This window comes from Proteus sp. FZP2095 (assembly GCF_023701425.1).
GTDB lineage: Bacteria > Pseudomonadota > Gammaproteobacteria > Enterobacterales > Enterobacteriaceae > Proteus > Proteus cibarius.
Genome location: NZ_JAMQBJ010000001.1, coordinates 2034050 through 2055366, shown reverse-complemented (window position 1 = coordinate 2055366; position 21317 = coordinate 2034050). Strand labels below are relative to the sequence as shown.

Sequence of the window (21317 nt, the reverse complement as noted above, 5' to 3'; positions counted from 1 at the left end):
TAAATTATATGGGGTTAAGTGGTTATTGTGTTTGGTTATTGCGCTGCACTAGGTGCAATGATTTGTTGACCATTTTCAGGTGTATCATCAATAGCACAACCAAACTCGACTTCTTTAATTAGCATATCTGCCATTGCAGATGCAGTTTGATCTTCATCGATAATGACGTGATTTGCTCCTTTTTCAAGGATAAAAGAAGCTTCTTCATCATAGTTAGCGCGCACGATAATATCGTCAAAATGAGCACGAACAATGATATTTAAATCAGGGTTCATACTTCTTGCTGTTTCCGCGATATCGGCTGCTTCATAACCATTAGGTATCGTCAGTAATAAAGATTTAGCACAATCAATTCGGGCTAAAGCAAGAGACTCTTTAGTTGATGCATTACCCAGTACTGTGTTTAAGCTTTTCTCTTTTAATTCAGCGAATTTATTACGGCTATTTTCGATAATAACTAATGGAATAGATTGAGCTAATAATTTCTCCGAAAGCATGCTTCCTGCACGTCCATAACCGACGATAATGGCGTGGCCACAAATATCAACAGGTACCGGCATCTCTTCTTCCAGCTCTTCTTGTTGTAGTTGCTCCACTTCTTCTTTGGTCTCTGTTTTTGCCAGATAACGGTCTAATAAAGAGAACAATACAGGGTTTAGCATAATAGAGACTAAAGCACCGGCTAAAACAAGGTTGCGCGCATCGGGTTCTAAAACGTTCAGTGCCACACCAAGACCAGCAAGAATAAAGGCAAATTCACCAATTTGAGCAAGGCTGGCTGAAATGGTTAAGGCAGTGCGTCTGGAATGTCCAAACATTCGCACAAGGACCAATGCCGCGGCTGATTTACCAATAATAATGATAGCCAGTGTCGCTAAGATACCTAGTGGATGCTCAATTAATACCATTGGATCAAATAGCATACCGACAGAAACAAAGAACAGTACAGCAAAAGCATCACGCAGCGGTAAAGTATCTTGAGCCGCTCTGTGGCTTAACTCAGATTCATTAAGCACCATACCTGCAAAGAATGCGCCTAATGCGAAGGAAGCATCAAATAAGGTTACAGCGCCATAAGCGATACCTAAAGCAAGAGCGAGTACACTCAGTGTAAATAGCTCACGAGAGCCCGTTGCCGCGGTTTTAGCTAAAATCCAAGGAATAAGTTTACGACCAACAACCATCATGATTAAGATAAAGGCAACAACTTTACCGATTGTAATACCTAAATTGATCATCAGTTCAGAAATACTGGTTTGATCGCTACTTTCCAGCATATTGGCAACAGCGGGAAGTAGTACAAGGGCTAACACCATGGCTAAGTCTTCAACAATCAACCAACCAATAGCAATTTGACCTCGTTGGCTATCAATTAAGCCTCTTTCTTCAAGTGCTCGTAAAAGCACAACGGTACTTGCTGTTGATAGACACAAGCCGAATACTATGCCACTAAATAAACCCCAGCCAAAAAATGCCGATAATCCCAGTCCTAATAATGTTGCGACTGCAATTTGAGCAATAGCACCTGGAATAGCGATGGCTTTTACCGCCATCAGATCTTTTAACGAAAAGTGTAAACCCACGCCAAACATTAGCAGAATAACGCCAATTTCAGCGAGTTCAGGAGCGAGAGAGGTATCGGCAACAAAGCCGGGAGTAAATGGACCAGCGAGTACACCCGCAGCAAGATATCCTACTAAAGGTGAGATTTTTAGCCGTTGAGCAATCATGCCTAAAATGTAAGCAAGTGCTAACCCACCAACAATGGTGGTAATGAGGGGTGTTGAATGCGGCATCAATTCTCCTTCTTTTTATAAAACTACATGTATCGGGGGGCGAGTAATATAGCAGGCTGATAGTTTAACGTATTCATGCAATAAATTCGCTAAAAATTATTGATTATTTATAAAAATAGCAAGTTGATTGAGTTTTTTGATGCAAATGCACTTTTTTATGTTATTTTAATCAGTCTTACCTTTTAAAGTAAGAAATACCCTGTTATCGGTTCATTTAGATAACAGGGAGAATTACAAGTTATTCGGTTTTATCTACCCCAATGTTAGGGAGAAAAATGGTGAAAATGCCTAACAGTGGTAAATAAGCACAAATATGATAAACATATTCAATACTCTTCTGATCTGCAATATATCCTAAGACAGCGGCACCAATACCTCCCATCCCAAAAGCAAGTCCGAAGAAAAGCCCTGAAACCATGCCTGTTTTACCCGGAATTAACTCTTGAGCATAAACTAAGATAGCAGAAAATGCTGAAGCCAAAATCACACCAATGAATACAGTGAGTACGCCAGTCCAATAAAGGCTGGCATAAGGGAGTATCAGCGTAAAAGGTGCAACACCAAGAATAGATCCCCAAATTACGTATTTTCTGCCAATTTTATCGCCTACGGGGCCACCAATCATAGTACCAGCAGCAACAGCAAAGAGGAAAACAAACAGGTGAATTTGTGCATTTTGTACTGAAACGCCAAATTTATGTATTAAATAGAAAGTATAGTAGCTACTAATGCTTGCAAGATAAAAATACTTAGAAAAAATCAGAATAAGCAAAATAGCTAAAGAACCAAAGAGGATTTTACGTGGCAATATTGCTTTGTTGTTTAGTGCCTTAGGTTGTTTTTTATGTGCTTCTTGTTGAATTTTATACCAACGACTAACTTGTAAGAGCACCACTATGGCCAATAACGCAGCAAGAGAGAACCAACCGACATTTCCTTTGCCATAAGGCGCAATCAATAAAGCTGCCAAAAGAGGACCTAAAGAGCTGCCTAAATTACCGCCTACTTGAAAGAGTGATTGTGCAAGTCCGTGTCTTCCACCTGATGCCATTCTTGCAACGCGAGATGATTCAGGATGAAAAACGGATGAGCCAGTACCTACTAACCCCGCAGCTAGTAATAACATTGGGAATGTATCAGCAAAGGCGAGGAGAATAAGCCCTGTCAGCGTAAAACCCATACCAATAGGCAATGAGTAAGGCTTAGGATATTTATCAGTATAGAGTCCAATAAAAGGTTGTAATAAAGACGCTGTAATTTGATAGGTTAAGGTGATCATCCCAATTTGCACAAAGCTTAAGGAAAACTCAGATTGCAACATTGGGTAAATAGCTAATATCAATGATTGGATCATATCATTGAGAAGATGTGAAAAACTAATAGCAGTTAAAATACTAAAAACGGTATTACGCTTATTGGCTTTTCGTTGTAAAACATCGGTTTCTTCTATGGGAAGCGTTGGATCGGCATTGCTCATTTTAGTTCCCTGTCACATTATTTTGTTAATGAATTGTTTCTATTTTTATTGGTCTAGTTTACATCTATTTAGAGTTGAGTGCTTTTGTGAGAAATAGAGTTTGATTCATGTCTCAAAAAAACTATTGGATCAATGAAATAATAAAAAAATTATATAACCTACGTCATAAAATACAGCAAAAGTATTTAACTTCTGTCTTCTTTTTCTACAGTAGAACCATGGCAGAACCTTCTCAATAAATAATATACATGGGGATATACCATGAGCTTATCTTTTAAATTATCAGCATGCGCATTAACAGTTTCTTTAGCGATGGCGCCTGCGATGTCTCAGGCATGGGAAAAGGATAAAACCTACGAAATTACTATTTTGCATACCAATGATCACCATGGACATTTCTGGCATAACGATCGTGGCGAATATGGTTTAGCGGCACAAAAAACGGTTGTTGATGATATTCGTAATGAAGTGGCTAAAAAAGGCGGTAGCGTACTGCTGTTATCTGGTGGTGATATCAATACCGGTGTCCCAGAATCTGATTTACAAGATGCAGAACCTGATTTTAAAGGTATGAATCTTGTGGGTTATGATGCAATGGCACTGGGTAACCATGAATTCGACAATCCATTAGATGTTTTACGCCAACAAGAGAAATGGGCAACATTCCCATTCTTATCTGCAAATATTTATCAAAAAAGTACGGGTGAGCGTTTATTCAAGCCTTACACCATTTTTGATAAGCAAGGTGTCAAAATTGCAGTATTAGGTTTAACAACGGATGATACCGTACGTATTGGTAACCCAGCGAACTTTCCTGATACCGAATTCCGCAAACCTTCTGATGAAGCTAAAAAAGTGGTAGAAGAGCTGCGTACAACGGAAAAGCCAGACATTATTATTGCAGCAACTCATATGGGTCACTACGATGATGGTAATCATGGCTCTAATGCACCGGGTGATGTGGAAATGGCTCGTGCATTACCAAAAGGTTACCTTGATATGATTGTGGGTGGTCACTCACAAGATCCAGTTTGTATGTCTCAAGAGAACAAAAACTACAAACAAGCTGATTATGTGCCAGGAACACCTTGTGCACCAGATAACCAAAATGGTACATGGATTGTTCAGGCTCATGAATGGGGTAAATATGTTGGTCGTGCAGACTTCGAATTCCGTAATGGTGAATTCACGTTAAAACATTACCAATTAATCCCAATCAACTTAAATCAAAAAGTGAAGAAAGACGACGGTACAACTGAGCTTGTTTACTATACAAAAGAAATTCCTCACAACCCTGAAATGATGAAACTGCTGACGCCTTACCAAGAAAAAGGTGGCGAGCAATTGAATGTTAAAGTGGGTGAGGTTGTTGGTAAATTAGAGGGTGATCGTAGTAAAGTTCGCTTTGTTCAAACTAATATGGCACGTCTATTATTATCAGCTCAAGCTGAACGTGCAAATGCAGACTTTGCCATTATGAGTGGTGGTGGTGTCCGTGATTCTATTGAATCTGGTGATATTACTTATAAAGATGTACTGAAAGTACAACCATTTGCGAACGAACTGGTTTATGTTGATTTTAAAGGTGAAGAAGTCGAGCCTTATCTGTCAGCTGTTGCATGTATGAAAGTAGACTCTGGTGCTTACGCACAATTCTACAATGTTAGCTTAACTGTAGACGCAGACTGCAAAGTTAGCGATGTTAAAATTGCTGGTAAACCATTAGATAAAACTAAGTCTTACCGCATGGCGACATTAAACTTTAACGGTATTGGTGGTGATGGTTATCCTAAGATTGATGTTCACCCTGCATATGTAAATACTGGTTTTGTTGATGCTGAAGTATTAAAAGGTTATATCGAAGCACATTCTCCATTGAAAGCTGCTGATTTCGAACCTAAAGGTGAGATCGTTTATAAAAAATAAGCTCAGTAAATCTTGCTGATATAGAAAAAGGCGGCATTAATGTCGCCTTTTATTTTAGGTTTAAATTACGTTAATTTCTTATTTTGAGGATGTGCCTTAAAATAAAAAATCATTAATCATTAATCATTAATCATTATGATTCTTTACGAATAAGTGCAAATTGAGCACCTAATACAGAACCTAAATCTTTTGCTGATAATTCAATATCTAAACCACGTTTGCCACCAGAAACAAAGATAGTGTTAAATTCAAGGGCTTGTTCATCAATTACTGTCGGTAGGCGTTTTTTCTGACCTAATGGGCTTATTCCGCCCACTAAATAACCCGTTACTTTTTGTGCAATCTGTGGATCTGCCATATCTGCTTTTTTTGCCTTAAAGCACTTAGCAACGAGTTTTAAGTCTAACTGACCAGAAATCGGTGTTACTGCAACAGCAAGATTCTTAGCATCACCATTTAAAGAAACTAACAGTGTTTTGAATACTTGGCGATTATCTAAACCTAATTTTTCAACAGCTTCATCACCAAAATTATGGACATTAGCATCATGCTCATAAGGATGAAGGGTAAATTTGATTTTTTGTTTTTCCAGTAAATTTACAGCGGGAGTCATAGCTATTCCTACTTATAAGGTTAGAACAATATTTTTATTCTTGGTGCGTTAATAAATCGATCAAATTCTCTTCACCAAATAAATGAAGGGCACCTACAGTCACTACATAACGACCAGCCGGTAATTTTGATAATATGCTTACCCATTTTTGGTTACGGCTTTCCATTAAAATATCAAATACAGCTTTACTAAAGGTATTCGGTAAAGGCGGTTGTTTTTCTCTACTATTATAATTTAACCACCAATTGATCATGATTTGCAATGTACGTGCGTTTTCGTGCCAATTTTTTAATGTGTCTTCGAGTAATTGCTGACCATCCTCAGGAAAACTCAATAATAATGCGACCTGACTCTCAATGCCTTCGAGTTCAATAATCTTTTTTTTGTGTTCATTAGCATGTTGGATAACTTGATAATCAACGCCGTATTGTGGTTGTAATCCAAGTTGCATCGCTTGGGTAGATTGTAAAATCAAAGCAATTTGCCAAAGAGGTTTATTCTCAAGTTGATAAAGCGAGAGGGAGAGATCTTCACAATGGCGTGTCACTTGAGAAAATAGAGGAGTATTTAAGCGTGTTTCTAGTGACTCTCTAAAAAGGGATGCTTGGTCAAAAGGTTGAACGTCAGTTGAAATATCAGCTTCAACAATAATAGCATCTGCATTTTTTATTTCGTTGATAAGCACGTTGGAGAGCGGTGACATTGTAGGAACACCCATATGGATACTACCCACAAGGTGTAAAGAGATATTATTAGGCAACGTAATATCAACAGCGGGATAAGGGTAATGGACCGTATTTTTTATTCCTACCCAATGTTTGATTTTCTGAAAAATACCCGTCATTGATATGCTCCTTTGAGTATAGAATCGCAAAGTTTTAGCATAACGGATTTGAACTGGAATGAAACAACGAAAACTAAGCTTTACTTAGCTTTCGCTGTTTTTACGTTATTTACCAGCTTATGCCAACACCACCTGCTGAGACCCAATTTGATTCATTCCATGCGGTAGAGGCTCTCACTTTAATATTTTCGTTAATACGGTATTGCATACCCCAAGCAAGCGCTGTTGCATTACGATAATTACCAATGCCAATAGCAGTACTAAATGTGGCAGAATCAGTAAAAGGTAAATTACTCATTGCGGCTACAGAAGCAATACCTTGATTGGCACGTTTCTCAACTTTATAAAAGCGGTTTTGAGTATCTGATTTAAAATGTTCAAAATTAGTTTTTAGATCTTTAAATTCATTTCTTGCTACTGATTGCTCAATATAAAGAGTAGAAAAATGATTTTTTAATGAAAGATTACTCCCATTAATATTTAGATTATCAATATATTTTTCTTTAATATTATCAATACCTTCTTTGTTGGTTTCGATATTTTCTTTATTAGCTTTGATATCGCTCGAGTTGGTGTTTATTTTGTTTCTATTGCTGGTAATATTATCTTTGTTAATGTCAATGTCAGTTTTGTTGGTAATAATGTCATTTTTATTAGTGGCAATATTGTTTTTATTGATGCTGATGTTGCTTTTGTTATTGTCGATTTGGGTTTTATTGTTTTCAATATTACTTTGAATAGTATTATTTTTAGTCTCTATTCTATTTTTGTTATCATTGATTTCATTTGCATGTTGATCTAGTTTAGCTATTGTATGATGTATTTTTTCATTTAATTCATTATCAGTTTTTTGTCTTTCTCGATTGTCTTCGGTTCTTTTTTTCTCAACATTTGCAAACTTTTCTACAACACTCTCTTCTAGTTTGAAAATTATTTCTTTTGAATGAGGTGGAACTTTCATTCCTCTTTCTATATTTGCATTTAGCTCACTAAGTTTCGAGCTTGGTTGGTAATGTCTTTGGATTTCAATAGGTTTCTTAATGATGTCATCTATTTTATTTTTATTAAAAGAAATCGTTTCTTTTAATCCGGAATATATATTTTCTTTTTGTTCTGAAAAGTTAGAAAGATAATTCAATATCGCTGTTTTAAAATCAGGCGACATACTATCTAACTTTAGTGAGTTATTACCTCTTTGGTTATCTGTGATGAGAACTTTCTCTATATTTATATTTGTATTTTCTTGAGATACGTTTTTTTTTATTTCTTCATTCATCATCTTTATTATTTCATCTGTGATTTTGATGACTTCAATATGTTTTTTTGAAGATGCTTCGACATCATGATAGATATATATATCACTTACAAATTCATCAAAAATAGGTCTAGTAATGTCATTTTTCATGGGATGTGAGTTTAGATATGTAGAATTAGAATCGGTGTTGTTAGGGTGATTATTTGCAAGATGGCTGTTTTCAAGTAAAATAATGTTTTTATCGGTTGTTGTTTCTGAAACAGAAAAAGCATTTATAGAATAAATTAAAGATAAGCAAAATAGGGTGGTGTTTTTTAATTTCATGATTAATTCCTTTTGATATATATTCCTTTGTTACTTTTTAATTTTAAATTCAGAAAAACACACTGGCAATAATAATATCTTTTAAAATATTTTTATGGCTATTTTATATAAATATTTAATTTTATATATGAATAATAAAGTTAATGAAAAAATTATAATATATTGCTATTCTAGCGCTAAGAGGGCGGAGTGATGACTCTCTTGTATAATGAGAAATTCCTCTTTGACTGGCCGATAGTAATATCGGCTTTTTTTTAACCTTTTGATAAAGTTAAAAATCATTAAATAAGAAGTCAAAAATAAGATAATAAAAAACCTCTTTAGCTAATAAGTAAAAGAGGTTTCAGGGAAATGCTTAATATATTATTAAGTATTATTGCTTGGGTTTGAATCGTAACAAGCGATTCGCATTACTCACAACGGTAATTGAAGACAATGCCATTGCTGCACCTGCAACAACTGGATTTAACAGCGTGCCGGTGAAGGGATAGAGAACGCCCGCTGCAATAGGAATACCTAAGCTATTATAGACAAAGGCACCAAAAAGGTTTTGTTTCATATTACGTAGTGTACCTTTTGAAATTTCAACAGCATCAGCAACACCATGTAAACTGTGACGCATCAACGTGATTGCTGCTGTTTCAATGGCAATATCACTACCACCTCCCATTGCAATACCGACATCCGCTTTGGCTAATGCTGGGGCATCGTTAATACCATCTCCAACCATTGCAACACGACGTCCTTCAGCTTGAAGCTCAGTAATCGCTTGAGCTTTACCTTCTGGCATCACTCCCGCAATAACCTGATCAATACCCGCTTCTTTTGCAATTGCATTGGCAGTAATTGGATTATCTCCCGTTAACATCACGAGTCGATAACCTTGATTATGTAAACGCTGTAATGCACTTACGGTATCATCTCTAAGAGGATCACGAATAGAAAGTAATGCCGCAATTTTGCCATCTAGTGCTAATAAAACCGGTGTAACACCTTTAGCTGCTTGTGTATCAATCAGAGAATTAACTTCATTAATATTAACACCTGATTCGAGCATCAATTTAGGGTTACCTAAAAGTACTGTTTTACCCTTGATTTCACCACTTAATCCCATACCAGCTAATGTACGGAAATTGTTTACTTCTGGTAAATCAATACATTCAGCGCGCGTTAAAATGGCTTTAGCTAATGGGTGATTAGAACCATTTTCCAGTGATGCCGCCAATGCAAGTGCTTGAGTGTCATCTACTTGATTGAAAGTATGAATTTCAGTGACCTGAGGCATACCTTCTGTCAGTGTTCCTGTTTTATCAAAGACTAAAGTATCTAGATTACTGGCTTGTTGTAGTGCATCTGCATCACGAACTAACACACCATATTCAGCAGCACGACCGACACCCGAAATAATGGACATAGGTGTCGCTAGACCTAAAGCACAAGGGCAAGCGATGATAAGAACAGTTGTGATAATCACAAGTGCATAGGTAATTTGTGGAGAAGGGCCAAAGAAATACCAAATAGCTCCTGCAACAAGCGCAATAGCGACAACGACAGGTACAAATACACCCGAGATTTTATCCGCTAATTGACCTATTTCAGGTTTACTGCTTTGCGCTTGACGAACTAATTTAATAATACGAGCCAGTGTTGTTTTACTTCCCACTGCTGCAGCTTTAAAAAGAACAGAGCCATCTTGTACGGTTGTTCCGGCATGAATAGTGTCACCCACTGTTTTTTGCTGTGGAATTGGCTCGCCTGTTAGCATAGCCTCATCCATCCACACTTCACCTTGGATAATTTCACCATCAACGGGTACTTTATCACCTGTTGCTAAACGTAAAGTCATTCCTTGTTTAACATCAGCCAATGGCATTTCGACTTCACCGTTTTCAGTTATCACTCTTGCTGTTGGTGGAGTTAAATCTAATAGTCGTTCTAGCGCTTTAGATGAACGCTGGCGCGCTCTTTGCTCAAGCATATGTCCCAGATTGATTAACCCGATAATCATCGCACTAGCTTCATAATAGAGATGTCGAGCTTGAGCCGGGAACACTTCTGGCCATAGGTTTACGGTAATGGAATAGAGCCAGGCTGTTCCTGTTCCTAATGCAACGAGAGTATCCATTGTTGCACTGCGGTTTTTTAAACTCTGCCATGCGCTACGATAGAAATGACCACCAGCAACAACCATAACAAACAGTGTCGCAATACCAATACCTAACCAGATGCTGTGATTGGCCTCTGTTAGCATCATATTATCGCCGATCATTCCCCAAATCATGACAGGAATACCAACAGCTAAGGCCAACGCAGCTTGCCAGCGAAAACGCTTCATATTAGCAACAGCAACTTCTTGCTGACGTTCTCTGCGTTTTACATCGTCTTGAATAATTTCAGCGCCATAACCTGCTTTTTCAATGGCAGTCACAAGTGCATCATGGTCGATGTCACCCGTTACTAATGCACTACGTTCAGCTAGATTCACTCGCACATTTTCAACGCCATCAACGGATTGTAATGCTTTATGAACCTTGTTTACGCAACTCGCACAAGTCATACCATCAATTAAAAGCTGAACACTGTCGTCATCGTTAGTATCGATTTCAACGTTATTATCAATATCAGCATTCTCAACTGGAATATCACAAACAGCCGCTGACGATGCTTCCAGTTGTGCATGCGTTTGCGTCAGCGGCTCAGTTTTTGGGAAATCAGTACCAGCTAGTTGAGCTTCAAAACCCGCTTCTGTAATAGCGGTAATTAAGGTTTCAGCGGTTGCAGAACCAGTCACTTTAGCATGTGTTAATTCAACTTCAGCTGTTTCAACACCCGCAGTATTTTCTAGTGCTTTTTTAACTGAACCGACACAGTGACCACAATTTAAGCCCGATAGAGTTAAGTGAATTATGTTATCAGCAGGCGCTAAACTTGCTTGAAAACCTTCAGCCGTAATCGCTGAAATTAAAGTATCCGCATCTGCGTCACCAAAGATTTCAGCTGACTCTTTTGTTACATTAACGGCTGCAACACCTTCAACAGCTAATAATGCTTTTTCAGTTTTACCAACACACTTCATGCAGTTAAGTCCGCTTAGGCTTAATTTTACATCAGGTTGTGTTGCAACACTTGCTTCATATCCTGCATCTTCAATTGTTTTGATTAAGCTTTCAGCAGTTGCATCGCTGTCAATTTTAGCGTATTGAATAGTCACAATTGCCTGCTCTATGTCATTGCGAGCATCAAGTGCTTTTTTTACACTGTTGACACAGTGAGAGCATGAAAGTCCTTTCAATGAGAGTATTATAGTTTTTGCCATGTTAATTATCTCCGTCATAAAAGCGTTACCTCTATTATTGCGCAATATTCGGTAACTTGCTTTCTTTAAAGGTTTTTTCTTATCAGAGATAAAGGCTAAACCTTTCCGCAAGGGGAAGGTCAAGGGGGAATTTTGAATATTAGTGAAATCGCAAGTAAAACAGGATTAACGGCTAAAGCTATTCGGTTTTATGAAGAAAAAGATTTGATAACCCCACCGGGAAGAGGTGAAAACGGTTATCGTTATTATCAGGCTCAACATATTGAAGAATTAACATTATTGCGCCAAGCAAGAGAAGTTGGCTTTAGTTTAGAAGAGTGCCGAGCTTTATTAATGTTGCTAAGAAATCCTTCTCGTCATAGTTCAGACGTGAAAGAAGCCACCTTAAAAAAAGTGGCTGAAATTGAGAAAACAATTAATGAGCTTAATGCCATTCGCCAGCGATTACTTTTGTTGGCCAGCGAATGTCCCGGTGATGATGGAGCAGATTGCCCGATCATCAATCATTTGTCGGGGGGATGTCATCACCAGAAACAGCCGGTTTAAGTGCAATCACTCGTAAGGTAATACCATCAATCTCGGTTACTGTTACCTTATCGCCTGCAAGTAATGGCGTGTCTGAATAAACACGCCAACTACCATCAGCTAATTTAACGCGACTAAAACCGTTTTCCGTATCTGATAATAAAACAGCATGAACACCAATTAGTTGATGACTTTTCTGATTTAAGTTCTCGGCTTCTTTTGATTGTTTTCTGCGTTTAAGCCAAAGGTGCCAAAAAATAGCACTAATAACTGTTAATATCGCAAATAAAACACCTTGAATAGGCCAGCTAATAGGCAATATCCATGTGATCAACGATACACATAGAGCAGCCATTCCTGACCATAAAAGGTATCCTGCTGTTCCTAACATTTCTGTAATTAACAGCAAACCACCAAGACAAAGCCAGAAAAGTGCAGGTTGAGCACTAATCCATTCAATCATAATTAATTGCTCTTGTTGCCTGAGTCACTTTTTTTGGTATTGAGTAATTCAGAAATACCGCCAATAGCACCCATAAGATTACTTGCTTCTAGTGGCATCATAATAACTTTACTGTTATTAGCTGAACCAATTTGAGACAGCGCATCAGTATATTTTTGAGCAACAAAGTAGTTAATTGCTTGCATATCACCTTTTGCGATGGCCTCAGATACCATTTGTGTTGCCTTAGCTTCAGCTTCTGCTGCACGTTCACGGGCTTCTGCTTGTAAGAATGCAGATTGACGCTCACCTTCAGCCTTCAGAATTTGCCCTTGTTTCTCACCTTCAGCTTTCAAGATAGCAGCTTGACGAATACCTTCAGCTTCAAGAATGTCGGCACGTTTAGTTCGCTCAGCTTTCATCTGCGCATTCATTGCAGAAATCAATTCTTTTGGTGGGCGGACATCACGAATTTCGATACGGGTAATTTTGATACCCCAAGGGTTTGTTGCATCATCGACAATCAGTAACAGGCGACTATTGATTTGGTCACGCTGAGAAAGAATTTCATCAAGCTCCATTGAACCTAACACTGTACGAATATTAGTGAGTGTTAAATTAATAATGGCAAGCTCAAGATTATTGACTTCATAAGCAGCTTTTACAGGGTCGATCACTTGAATAAAGCAGACGGCATCGATGCTGACGTTGGCGTTATCACGAGAAATGACTTCTTGAGAAGGAATATCAAGCACTTGCTCCATCATGTTGATACGGCGCCCAATACGATCGACAAAAGGTATAAGGATTTGAAGACCAGGGGCCAGAGTACGAGTGTAACGACCAAAACGTTCGACAGTCCACTGATAACCCTGTGGAACGGTTTTAACACCACATAAAACTAAAATAATAGCGAATAAGATGATAATACCAATGCCTATTTCCATATACCTGTCCTAAATCTGCTCTAATAAGAAAATAAAATTAATAAAGTAAAGAATACACCATGCGACGATATTTAGACGCCAAATTATCATTAGTACCTAATGCTGATAAAATATCCATCAGGGTTTTCTTAACTTGCCCGTCACCTGCATTTAGATCTTTTTTGATAAAGCTAAATAGCAATTCTAACGCTTCTTCATTACGAGCAACTTCATGTAATTTTAGTGCAAGCTGAATAGCAAGATCGGTATTTTCAGGCTGTTGATTAAAATCGTTTTGTAACTGTTGAATTTCAGGCGTATCAGCAGCCTGTTTTTGTAATTCAATTTGCGCTAACAAACTGTGGTAGTAACTATCTTGATCTTGTAATGGGATAGTCGTTAACAAGGTTTGAGCTTCTTCATTTTTATTTAAAGAAATTAAAGCACCTGCTAGCGCAAGCGTAATTTCACTATTTTTAGGTGCGAGTTGATGCGCTTCTTTTAGCAGAGGTAAAGCATCTTCTGCTTTTCCTTCAGAAAGTAATTGTGCGGCTTGTGCCGCTTTCAACTCTTCTGGTTTAGGTAATACATTGGCTAAAACTTGGCGAATTGCTTCTTCAGGTTGAGGGCCTTGGAAACCATCAACTGGGCGACCTTCTTGCAATATATAAACTGTTGGAATAGCACGTAGACCAAACTGTGAGGCAATCATTTGTTCAACATCACAATCCAATTTTGCCAAAATAAATTGATCAGCAAATTCGGCTGCCAGTTTATCTAATGTTGCGCCAAGCTCTGCACAATGAGGGCTACGTTCTGAATAGAAGTACATCATGACCGGTTTCGTCATGGATTGTTCTATAATTTGTTGAATATTTGATTCATTTACATCAACAATATGTGCAGTTGCTAACATTAGCTTGTCCCTTTTTGAGAGTTTTAAATATAGATGCGATTTATAAAGCTATTTTATTAATAAGTAAGGGTGGATACTGAAAAATCAAGCCTTGCCACTCTGGCGACTGAGAATTGTATCCATTAAAATATCAGGTAGAAAGCGCTTTAGTATTCTGACAGCGTAAGTTAATAAGGTTACGGGATAACGTATCTTAGGTTTTGGGCTTTCTAAAGCATGAATGAGCTTTTTCACGACATCTTCAGGCGTTAATGTGAAACGACTCGCAATCCCCGGATTTTTTACAGGTTTATCTTTTTCAGCTTGAGCGACATTCTCAGTGAAACAAGTTCGTATTGGGCCTGGCTCTATTAAACTCACCTTGACTCCAGTATGCGCTATTTCCATTCTTAGCGCATCAGACCATGCTTCTACAGCATATTTACTGGCTGCATAAGCACCTCGACCTGGCGTTGAGATAATCCCCATTACAGAACTCGTTTGAATAATGCGTCCTTCTCCATGAGGTAACATTGCAGGTAGAAGTAATGTAGTAAGCTGATGTAAACCAAAAAAGTTAGTCGAAAACTGTTTTTCCATTTGTTGGCGAGTAATGGCATCTAATGGGCCATAAACACCAAATCCGCCATTATTAAATAATCCATATAAACGACCGTTTGTCAGGCGAATAACTTCTAGTGCTGCATTTTCAACACTTTTTGGATCATCAAGGTCAAGATGAATAGGTTCTAATCCCAGTGTTTCCATGCGTTCAAGGTCTTCACCTTTACGGCAAGCAGCAAGAACTCGATAGCCTCTTTTCTGTAGTGCTTTTGCTGCACAGAGTCCTATTCCACTGGAACTTCCTGTAATCAATACCGTTTTTTGCATAATTTTACAATTAATCTCGTTTAATCTACGTCAACTACTGTCAGAATAGTCTAACGTGTTAGGTAAGGGGATAATGTTTCATCCATCCACTGCGTAATAAAAGGCTGAGCATCTTCATTGGGGTGTATGCTGTCATTTTGCATCCACTCAGGCTTATCAGCGATTTTCTCCATATAAAAAGGAAGCAGAGGAAGCGCATTATCTTCAGCGAGTTTTGGATAGATAGCTGAAAATGATTGTGTATAACGTTTACCGTAATTAGGTGAAATCATTATTTGCATAAAAAGTGGCGTTGCACCGGCATCTTTCACTTGTGTAATGATGTTTTGTAATGCCTCTTTTGTTTGTGCAACAGGGTATCCCTGTAAACCATCATTTGCACCTAATTCAATTAAAACCCAGCGTGGTTGATGCTGTTTTAATAAATCAGGAAGCCTATTTTGTCCCTGAAAGGCTGTTTCACCACTAATGCTTGCATTAATAACATTAATATCAGGGTAGGTTGTTTTCCATTTATCAGCAAGGCGTTGTGGCCATGCGCTTTCAATTGGAAGACGGTATCCTGCACTCAAGCTGTCACCAAAGATCAAAAAGGTATCAGCAGCAATTGCCTTAAAGCTAAACATCATCATAACGATAAGGAAAAATGTATGTCGACGGAAAAGGTTCTTGAAGTTCATCAGTTAACCAAACAAGTAGGACAAGGTGATAGTCAGATCTCTATATTGCAGGGTGTTGAGTTAGTTGTCGAGCCTGCACAAACAATTGCGTTAATTGGTGAGTCAGGATCAGGTAAATCGACATTGCTAGGGATCATCGCTGGATTAGATGATGGCACCTCTGGCAGTGTGCATTTGATGGGTGAAGATCTCACAAAAATGAATGAAGAAGCGCGTGCCAAATTGCGTGCTCAACATGTTGGTTTTGTTTTTCAATCATTTATGTTGATCCCAACATTGAATGCACTCGAAAATGTGCAGTTGCCTGCATTATTAAAAGGTGAGTCAGAAAAGCACAGCCATGCGCGTGCAGTTGATTTACTTAAGCTATTAGGATTAGGTGAACGTTTATACCATATGCCAGCACAACTTTCTGGCGGTGAGCAACAGCGCGTTGCATTAGCAAGAGCATTTTGTACTCAACCTGCCATTCTTTTTGCGGATGAACCAACAGGGAACCTTGATCGTAAAACTGGTGATAAAATTGCTGACTTGTTGTTCTCTCTTAACCGAGATTATGCAACAACCTTGATTTTAGTGACTCATGACAATGAGCTAGCTGCTCGTTGTCAAAGACGATTACGATTAGTTGATGGACAACTTAAGGAGGAGTCATGATTTGGCGTTGGTTTTGGCGTGAATGGCGTTCTCCTGCATTATTAATTGTTTGGCTTTCTTTAGCGCTGGCAGTTGCTTGTGTGCTCGCTTTAGGGCGGATAGGTGATCGCATCGATAAAAGCATTTATGCTCAAAGCCGCGATTTGATCGCTGGTGATTTAGTCTTACGTGCATCTTATCCTGTTGATGAAAACTGGCTTGCTGAGGCGAAGAAGGAAGGGTTAACCCTCAGCCGTCAAATGCAATTTACTACCATGTCTTATGCGCCTGAAGGTGATACACCTCAGCTTGCGTTGGTGAAAGCCGCAGATAATTTATATCCATTGTATGGTGAGTTAGAAACAGAGCCAGCAGGCTTAAAGCCTGAAAAAGGGACGGCCCTTGTTGGTGCTAGATTACTTGAATTACTTGATATAAAAGTCGGCGATAATATTGATGTAGGCGATGCTTCATTTACTATCAGTGGTGTATTAATTCAAGAGCCAGACAGTGGGTTTAATCCTTTTCAAATCGCCCCCCGTATTTTAATTAATCTTGATGATGTGGAAGCAACTGGAGCTGTGCAACCCGGAAGCCGCCTGACTTATCGCTATATGTTTGCGGGCGATGAAGCGGTGATTGATAGTTATCAGCAACGCTTCGACCCACTATTAAAGCCAGATCAGCGTTGGAATAGTTTAAAACAAGATAGCGGGGCACTTTCACAATCAATGGAGCGTGCAAAAAACTTTCTTTTGCTATCAGCTCTATTGACATTATTGCTTGCTATATCAGCGGTTGCTGTTTCAATGGCTCATTATTGCCGGACTCGTCATACCTTAATCGCGGTATTAAAAACACTAGGTGCAGATAAACGGGCATTGAGAAAGTGGATCGTTGGGCAGTGGGGGGTGATCTTAATTGGTGCTATTGTTGTAGGCTCATTAGTCGGGCTTGTTTTTGAGGCAATATTGCTACAAATTTTAGCACCAGTGTTACCTAAAAGTTTACCTGAAGCGAGTTTCTTACCATGGGTATGGTCAGTGGGTTCCTTGTTGTTAATAGCTTTATTAACAGGATTAAGACCTTATTATCAACTAATGGCGACACAACCTTCTCGTGTATTAAGAAGTGATACCACGGCACCTATCTGGCCTCTTCGTTACTATTTACCGATTGTAGGCTTAATTATTGTTGGTGCTTTGACGCTTTTTGCGGGAACGGGCGTTTTACTCTGGTCAATTCTATTTGGTGTTGTTGTTATTGCTTTTTTATTGGGGGGGATTGGTTGGCTTGGATTGTGGGTGTTAAAGCAGTTTAAATTTCGCCAACTCAGTGCGCGCTTAGCAGTAACTCGCTTGTTGCGACAGCCTTTTCAGACCATGACTCAATTGGCTGCTTTTGCACTTTCATTTATGTTGTTAACACTATTGGTGCTGATCCAAGGTGATTTATTAGATAAATGGCAAAAACAGTTACCCGAAGATAGCCCTAATTACTTTCTGATCAATATGTCTGCACCTCAAGTTCAAGAAGTTAATACCTTGTTGGCAAAGTATAACGTTGAACCAACGGATGCATTTCCTGTGGTATTAGCGCGCTTAACGCAGATTAATGAGAATAATGCTAAAGAGTGGGCTGATAAACGTGATGCTGGTAATAACACTGTTCGTCGAGAGCTTAACTTAACGTGGCATAGCGAGTTGCCAAAAGATAACGTGATTGTTGAGGGAACATGGCCTCCAGTGGGAAATGGTGTTTCTCTTGATCAAGGTGTTGCTGAACAACTCGAAATTAAATTGGGTGATGAATTAACATTTGTTGGTGATACTCGTGAATTTAAGTCGATTGTTACTAGCATTCGCCATGTTGATTGGGAAAATATGAGTCCTAACTTCTTCTTTATCTTCTCTGAAGAAGGGTTAAGTAATCAGCCAGAAAAATGGATGAGTAGTTTTTATTACAATGGTGAAGGGACGTTAATTACGGCACTTAATCGGCAATTTCCAACTGTAAGCGTATTAGATACAGGCGCATTAATTCAGCAAGTTCAACAAATCTTACAGCAAGTCAGTCGAGCATTGGAGATTATGGTTGGATTGGTAATGATCTGTGGTGCGTTATTGTTAGTTGCCCAAATTCAGGTAGGAATGACACAGCGACGTATTGAGCTAGTGGTATATCGAACATTAGGCGCAGGTAAGTCATTATTAAGACGGACTCTTTGGGCTGAATTTGCATTATTAGGTTTAATGGCGGGATTAGCTGCGGCGATTGGTGCGGAGGTTGCATTAAGTTTATTACAAATATCGGTGTTTAATTTCCCTTGGCAACCGCAATGGGGAATGTGGATCATCGTACCTATTGTTGCTGCACTATTACTTTCATTATGTGGCAGTATCTTAGGGATCAGACTGTTGCAAGATAAAGGGCAGTATCGACGAATTCAAGGTGAATAGTTGAAATAAGTTGGACTTATCAATAGAGTTAAATAAAAATGCTGATGTTATTAAACATCAGCATTTTTATGGGAAAAGATAAGACAATTATTCTTTTATAACATAAGCATAAATGCGCTTGCTGCCATCATCTTCATCATAAATATAAACCCCTTGAAGTTCAGTTGAAAAACCTGGTAGTTGGTTAATAGTGACTTCAAGTGCCTGAAAATAACGTAAAACAGCACCATCCCAAATTTCACCGGGCACAGCACATAAGACACCTGGTGGATAAGGTAAAGCACCTTCCGCGGCAATTCTGCCCGCTAATTTATTTAAAGGTAAAAACTCAACATTACCACGAACAAACTCAATATTAGCTTGTTGCGGACTTAGTGCTCGCTTAGGGAAATGACTTTTTCTAAACATCTGTTTTTGCAGCAACTTGATATTATATGTGACACAAATATCATGCATTTCCTGACAGAGTTGACGCAATGTATAACCTTGATAACGAGATTGATAGCGACGATAAACAGAAGGCAATATTTGTTCTAATGGCACATCTTCAACTAAGTGCTTTTCAAATTGAACAATCAAAGAGATTAAACGATCAAATTTCGCTTGATGCTCTGCAGGAGTCAGCAAAAATAAGATTGAATTAAGGTCACTTTTTTCAGGAATTACACCATGCTCACGTAGATAATTTGCCAAAATAGAGGCTGGCACACCAAAGGATTCATATTCCCCTGTATGAGGATCGATCCCCGGCGTTGTTAGCATTAATTTGCAAGGATCAACAAAGTATTGATTGGTAGCGTAACCTTCAAAGGAGTGCCAATTATCATTAGGAATAAAATTGAAAAAACGTTGATCGTGAGCGATTTCATTTGTGTCGTGATCTTGCCAAGCAAGTCCATCAACTACTTCAGGAATAAATGGCTTAATAAACTGACACTGTTTTAGTAATGATTTACGAGCTTCGATGCCTTGTTTTACACAACTCATCCACATTGCTTCACCACTTTTACCCGAATGCATTTTTGCATTGACATCGAGAGCCGCAAAAAGGGGGTAAAATGGGCTGGTGGACGCATGCATCATAAAAGCATTATTCATACGTTTATGATTAACATAACGTGATTGCCCTTTAAGGTGCGCATCTTTTTTATGTATCTGCGAGGTTTGTGAAAAGCCCGCTAATTGCTTATGAACGGATTGAGTAACCAAAATACCGGGATCGTCTTTATTAAGCGTTAGTAATAAAGGGGAACACTGTTTCATCATCGGAATGAATTGTTCATAACCAACCCATGCAGAATCAAATAAAATGTAATCACAAAGATGACCAATTTTATCGACAACTTGTCTTGCGTTGTAAATCGTACCGTCATAAGTGCCTAGTTGAATAACGGCTAAGCGGAAAGGGCGTTTATCGAATTGGCGTTCTGGCGTAATCTCTGCGATTTGTTGGCGTAAATAGCTTTCCTCAAAACAATGAGCATCTATACCCCCGATAAAGCCAAAAGGATTACGAGCCGTTTCTAAATAAATAGGTGTTGCTCCCGCTTGAATTAACGCGCCATGATGATTGGATTTATGGTTATTCCTATCAAATAGCACTAAATCATTTGGTGCCAATAAGGCATTTAAAGCAACTTTATTAGAAGAGGATGTCCCATTTAAAACAAAATAGGTTTTATCGGCATTAAACACTTGTGCTGCAAAAGTTTGGGCATCATAAGGCGCACCTTCATGAATAAGTAAATCACCCATTTCTACATCAGCATTACAGAGATCAGAGCGAAATAGATTCTCACCAAAATATTGATAAAACTGTTCGCCTGCGGGATGACGACGGAAAAACTCTCCGCCTTGATGGCCGGGACAATCAAAAGCAACGTTCTTTTCGGCAACATAATTCACTAAGCGTGAAAAAAATGGTGTTGTCAGACTCTTTTCATATTGCTGTGCAGCTTCATTAATCAACGCACTATTTTTTTGATGCGCGCTTTTATCTGTAATCACAATCCCTGAAACTTGATTAAGTAATTCAGCACTGACTGTATCATTAAGATTAACTGCAATAAACACGGGGAGTTGAAAGCCTGTTTGATGAATGCGATATAGTTCGCCAGACTCAATATCTGACAACGACAATACTACTGTTGACACTTGCGTTAAATTTGCATCAACAATATCAACAATTGGGCGTTCACAATAAAAATAGTGTGAAAGAGTAGGGTGACACGCCAACTTCATTTTTTTCATTATACTCGCATTTTTATCAATAGAAGAATTGGCGAACAATATACTTGGTTGTGAATGTGATT

16 protein-coding genes are annotated in these 21317 nt (G+C 38.5%); 4 read left to right on the top strand and 12 right to left on the bottom strand.

The features are described 5' to 3' along the window. Positions 1-35: 35 nt before the first annotated feature. On the bottom strand, positions 36-1796 hold the full coding sequence (ybaL, locus tag NBG71_RS09930; protein ID WP_075673312.1) for a YbaL family putative K(+) efflux transporter: 1761 nt from the start codon (positions 1794-1796) through the stop codon (positions 36-38). Positions 1797-2034: 238 nt separating this feature from the next. Next, positions 2035-3273 carry an MFS transporter gene (locus NBG71_RS09925; protein WP_219410013.1) on the bottom strand — a complete coding sequence of 413 codons (1239 nt, stop codon included), beginning with the start codon at positions 3271-3273 and terminating at the stop codon, positions 2035-2037. A gap of 261 nt (positions 3274-3534) precedes the next feature. Between NBG71_RS09925 and ushA the strand changes: the two genes are divergently transcribed. Further along, positions 3535-5199, top strand: coding sequence for a bifunctional UDP-sugar hydrolase/5'-nucleotidase UshA (ushA, locus tag NBG71_RS09920; protein WP_075673314.1), 1665 nt, complete (start codon positions 3535-3537; stop codon positions 5197-5199). A gap of 133 nt (positions 5200-5332) precedes the next feature. Here ushA and ybaK read toward each other — a convergent pair whose 3' ends face one another. The 4 genes from ybaK to copA all read right to left on the bottom strand — a co-directional run bounded on the left by ybaK (position 5333) and on the right by copA (position 11551). Then, entirely contained in the window at positions 5333-5812 is a 480-nt protein-coding gene (gene ybaK / locus NBG71_RS09915; RefSeq protein ID WP_219410011.1) for a Cys-tRNA(Pro)/Cys-tRNA(Cys) deacylase YbaK, read from the bottom strand. Positions 5813-5846: 34 nt separating this feature from the next. Continuing rightward, positions 5847-6656: a TraB/GumN family protein gene (locus NBG71_RS09910; protein ID WP_164530661.1), complete on the bottom strand. Its 810-nt coding sequence runs from the start codon at positions 6654-6656 to the stop codon at positions 5847-5849. Positions 6657-6765: 109 nt separating this feature from the next. Then, entirely contained in the window at positions 6766-8235 is a 1470-nt protein-coding gene (locus NBG71_RS09905; RefSeq protein ID WP_250916823.1) for a YadA C-terminal domain-containing protein, read from the bottom strand. Between the two features lie 373 nt (positions 8236-8608). Beyond that, the gene (gene copA, locus NBG71_RS09900; protein WP_159242311.1) at positions 8609-11551 is read right to left on the bottom strand and encodes a copper-exporting P-type ATPase CopA; all 2943 of its coding nucleotides are present in this window, start codon (positions 11549-11551) and stop codon (positions 8609-8611) included. A gap of 132 nt (positions 11552-11683) precedes the next feature. Between copA and cueR the strand changes: the two genes are divergently transcribed. Then, positions 11684-12097, top strand: a complete 414-nt coding sequence (gene cueR / locus NBG71_RS09895; protein WP_075673930.1) for a Cu(I)-responsive transcriptional regulator — start codon at positions 11684-11686, stop codon at positions 12095-12097. Here the strand turns inward: cueR and NBG71_RS09890 are convergent. From NBG71_RS09890 to tesA, 5 genes are all read right to left on the bottom strand, one after another. Further along, positions 12051-12539 carry an NfeD family protein gene (locus tag NBG71_RS09890; protein ID WP_075673931.1) on the bottom strand — a complete coding sequence of 163 codons (489 nt, stop codon included), beginning with the start codon at positions 12537-12539 and terminating at the stop codon, positions 12051-12053. The genes cueR and NBG71_RS09890 overlap by 47 nt on opposite strands. A gap of 2 nt (positions 12540-12541) precedes the next feature. Then, the gene (locus NBG71_RS09885; protein ID WP_075673932.1) at positions 12542-13465 is read right to left on the bottom strand and encodes an SPFH domain-containing protein; all 924 of its coding nucleotides are present in this window, start codon (positions 13463-13465) and stop codon (positions 12542-12544) included. 37 nt (positions 13466-13502) lie between these two features. After that, positions 13503-14360 carry a co-chaperone YbbN gene (locus NBG71_RS09880; RefSeq protein WP_075673933.1) on the bottom strand — a complete coding sequence of 286 codons (858 nt, stop codon included), beginning with the start codon at positions 14358-14360 and terminating at the stop codon, positions 13503-13505. 84 nt (positions 14361-14444) lie between these two features. Beyond that, positions 14445-15230: an SDR family oxidoreductase gene (locus NBG71_RS09875; RefSeq protein ID WP_075673934.1), complete on the bottom strand. Its 786-nt coding sequence runs from the start codon at positions 15228-15230 to the stop codon at positions 14445-14447. A 50-nt stretch (positions 15231-15280) separates the two neighbouring features. Continuing rightward, positions 15281-15910, bottom strand: a complete 630-nt coding sequence (gene tesA / locus NBG71_RS09870) for a multifunctional acyl-CoA thioesterase I/protease I/lysophospholipase L1 (protein ID WP_250916822.1) — start codon at positions 15908-15910, stop codon at positions 15281-15283. Here tesA and ybbA point away from each other — a divergent pair. Further along, positions 15881-16567, top strand: coding sequence for a putative ABC transporter ATP-binding protein YbbA (ybbA, locus tag NBG71_RS09865; RefSeq protein WP_075673936.1), 687 nt, complete (start codon positions 15881-15883; stop codon positions 16565-16567). The two genes, tesA and ybbA, sit on opposite strands and share 30 nt — an antisense overlap. Then, on the top strand, positions 16564-19005 hold the full coding sequence (ybbP, locus tag NBG71_RS09860; protein WP_250916821.1) for a putative ABC transporter permease subunit YbbP: 2442 nt from the start codon (positions 16564-16566) through the stop codon (positions 19003-19005). Before ybbA ends, ybbP begins: the two co-directional genes overlap by 4 nt. Before the next feature lie 87 nt (positions 19006-19092). On the opposite strand, the gene NBG71_RS09855 is transcribed toward ybbP, so the two are convergent. Then, a complete protein-coding gene (locus NBG71_RS09855) occupies positions 19093-21255 on the bottom strand; it encodes an ornithine decarboxylase (RefSeq protein ID WP_191901510.1) in 2163 nt (720 codons plus the stop codon). Positions 21256-21317: the final 62 nt, after the last annotated feature.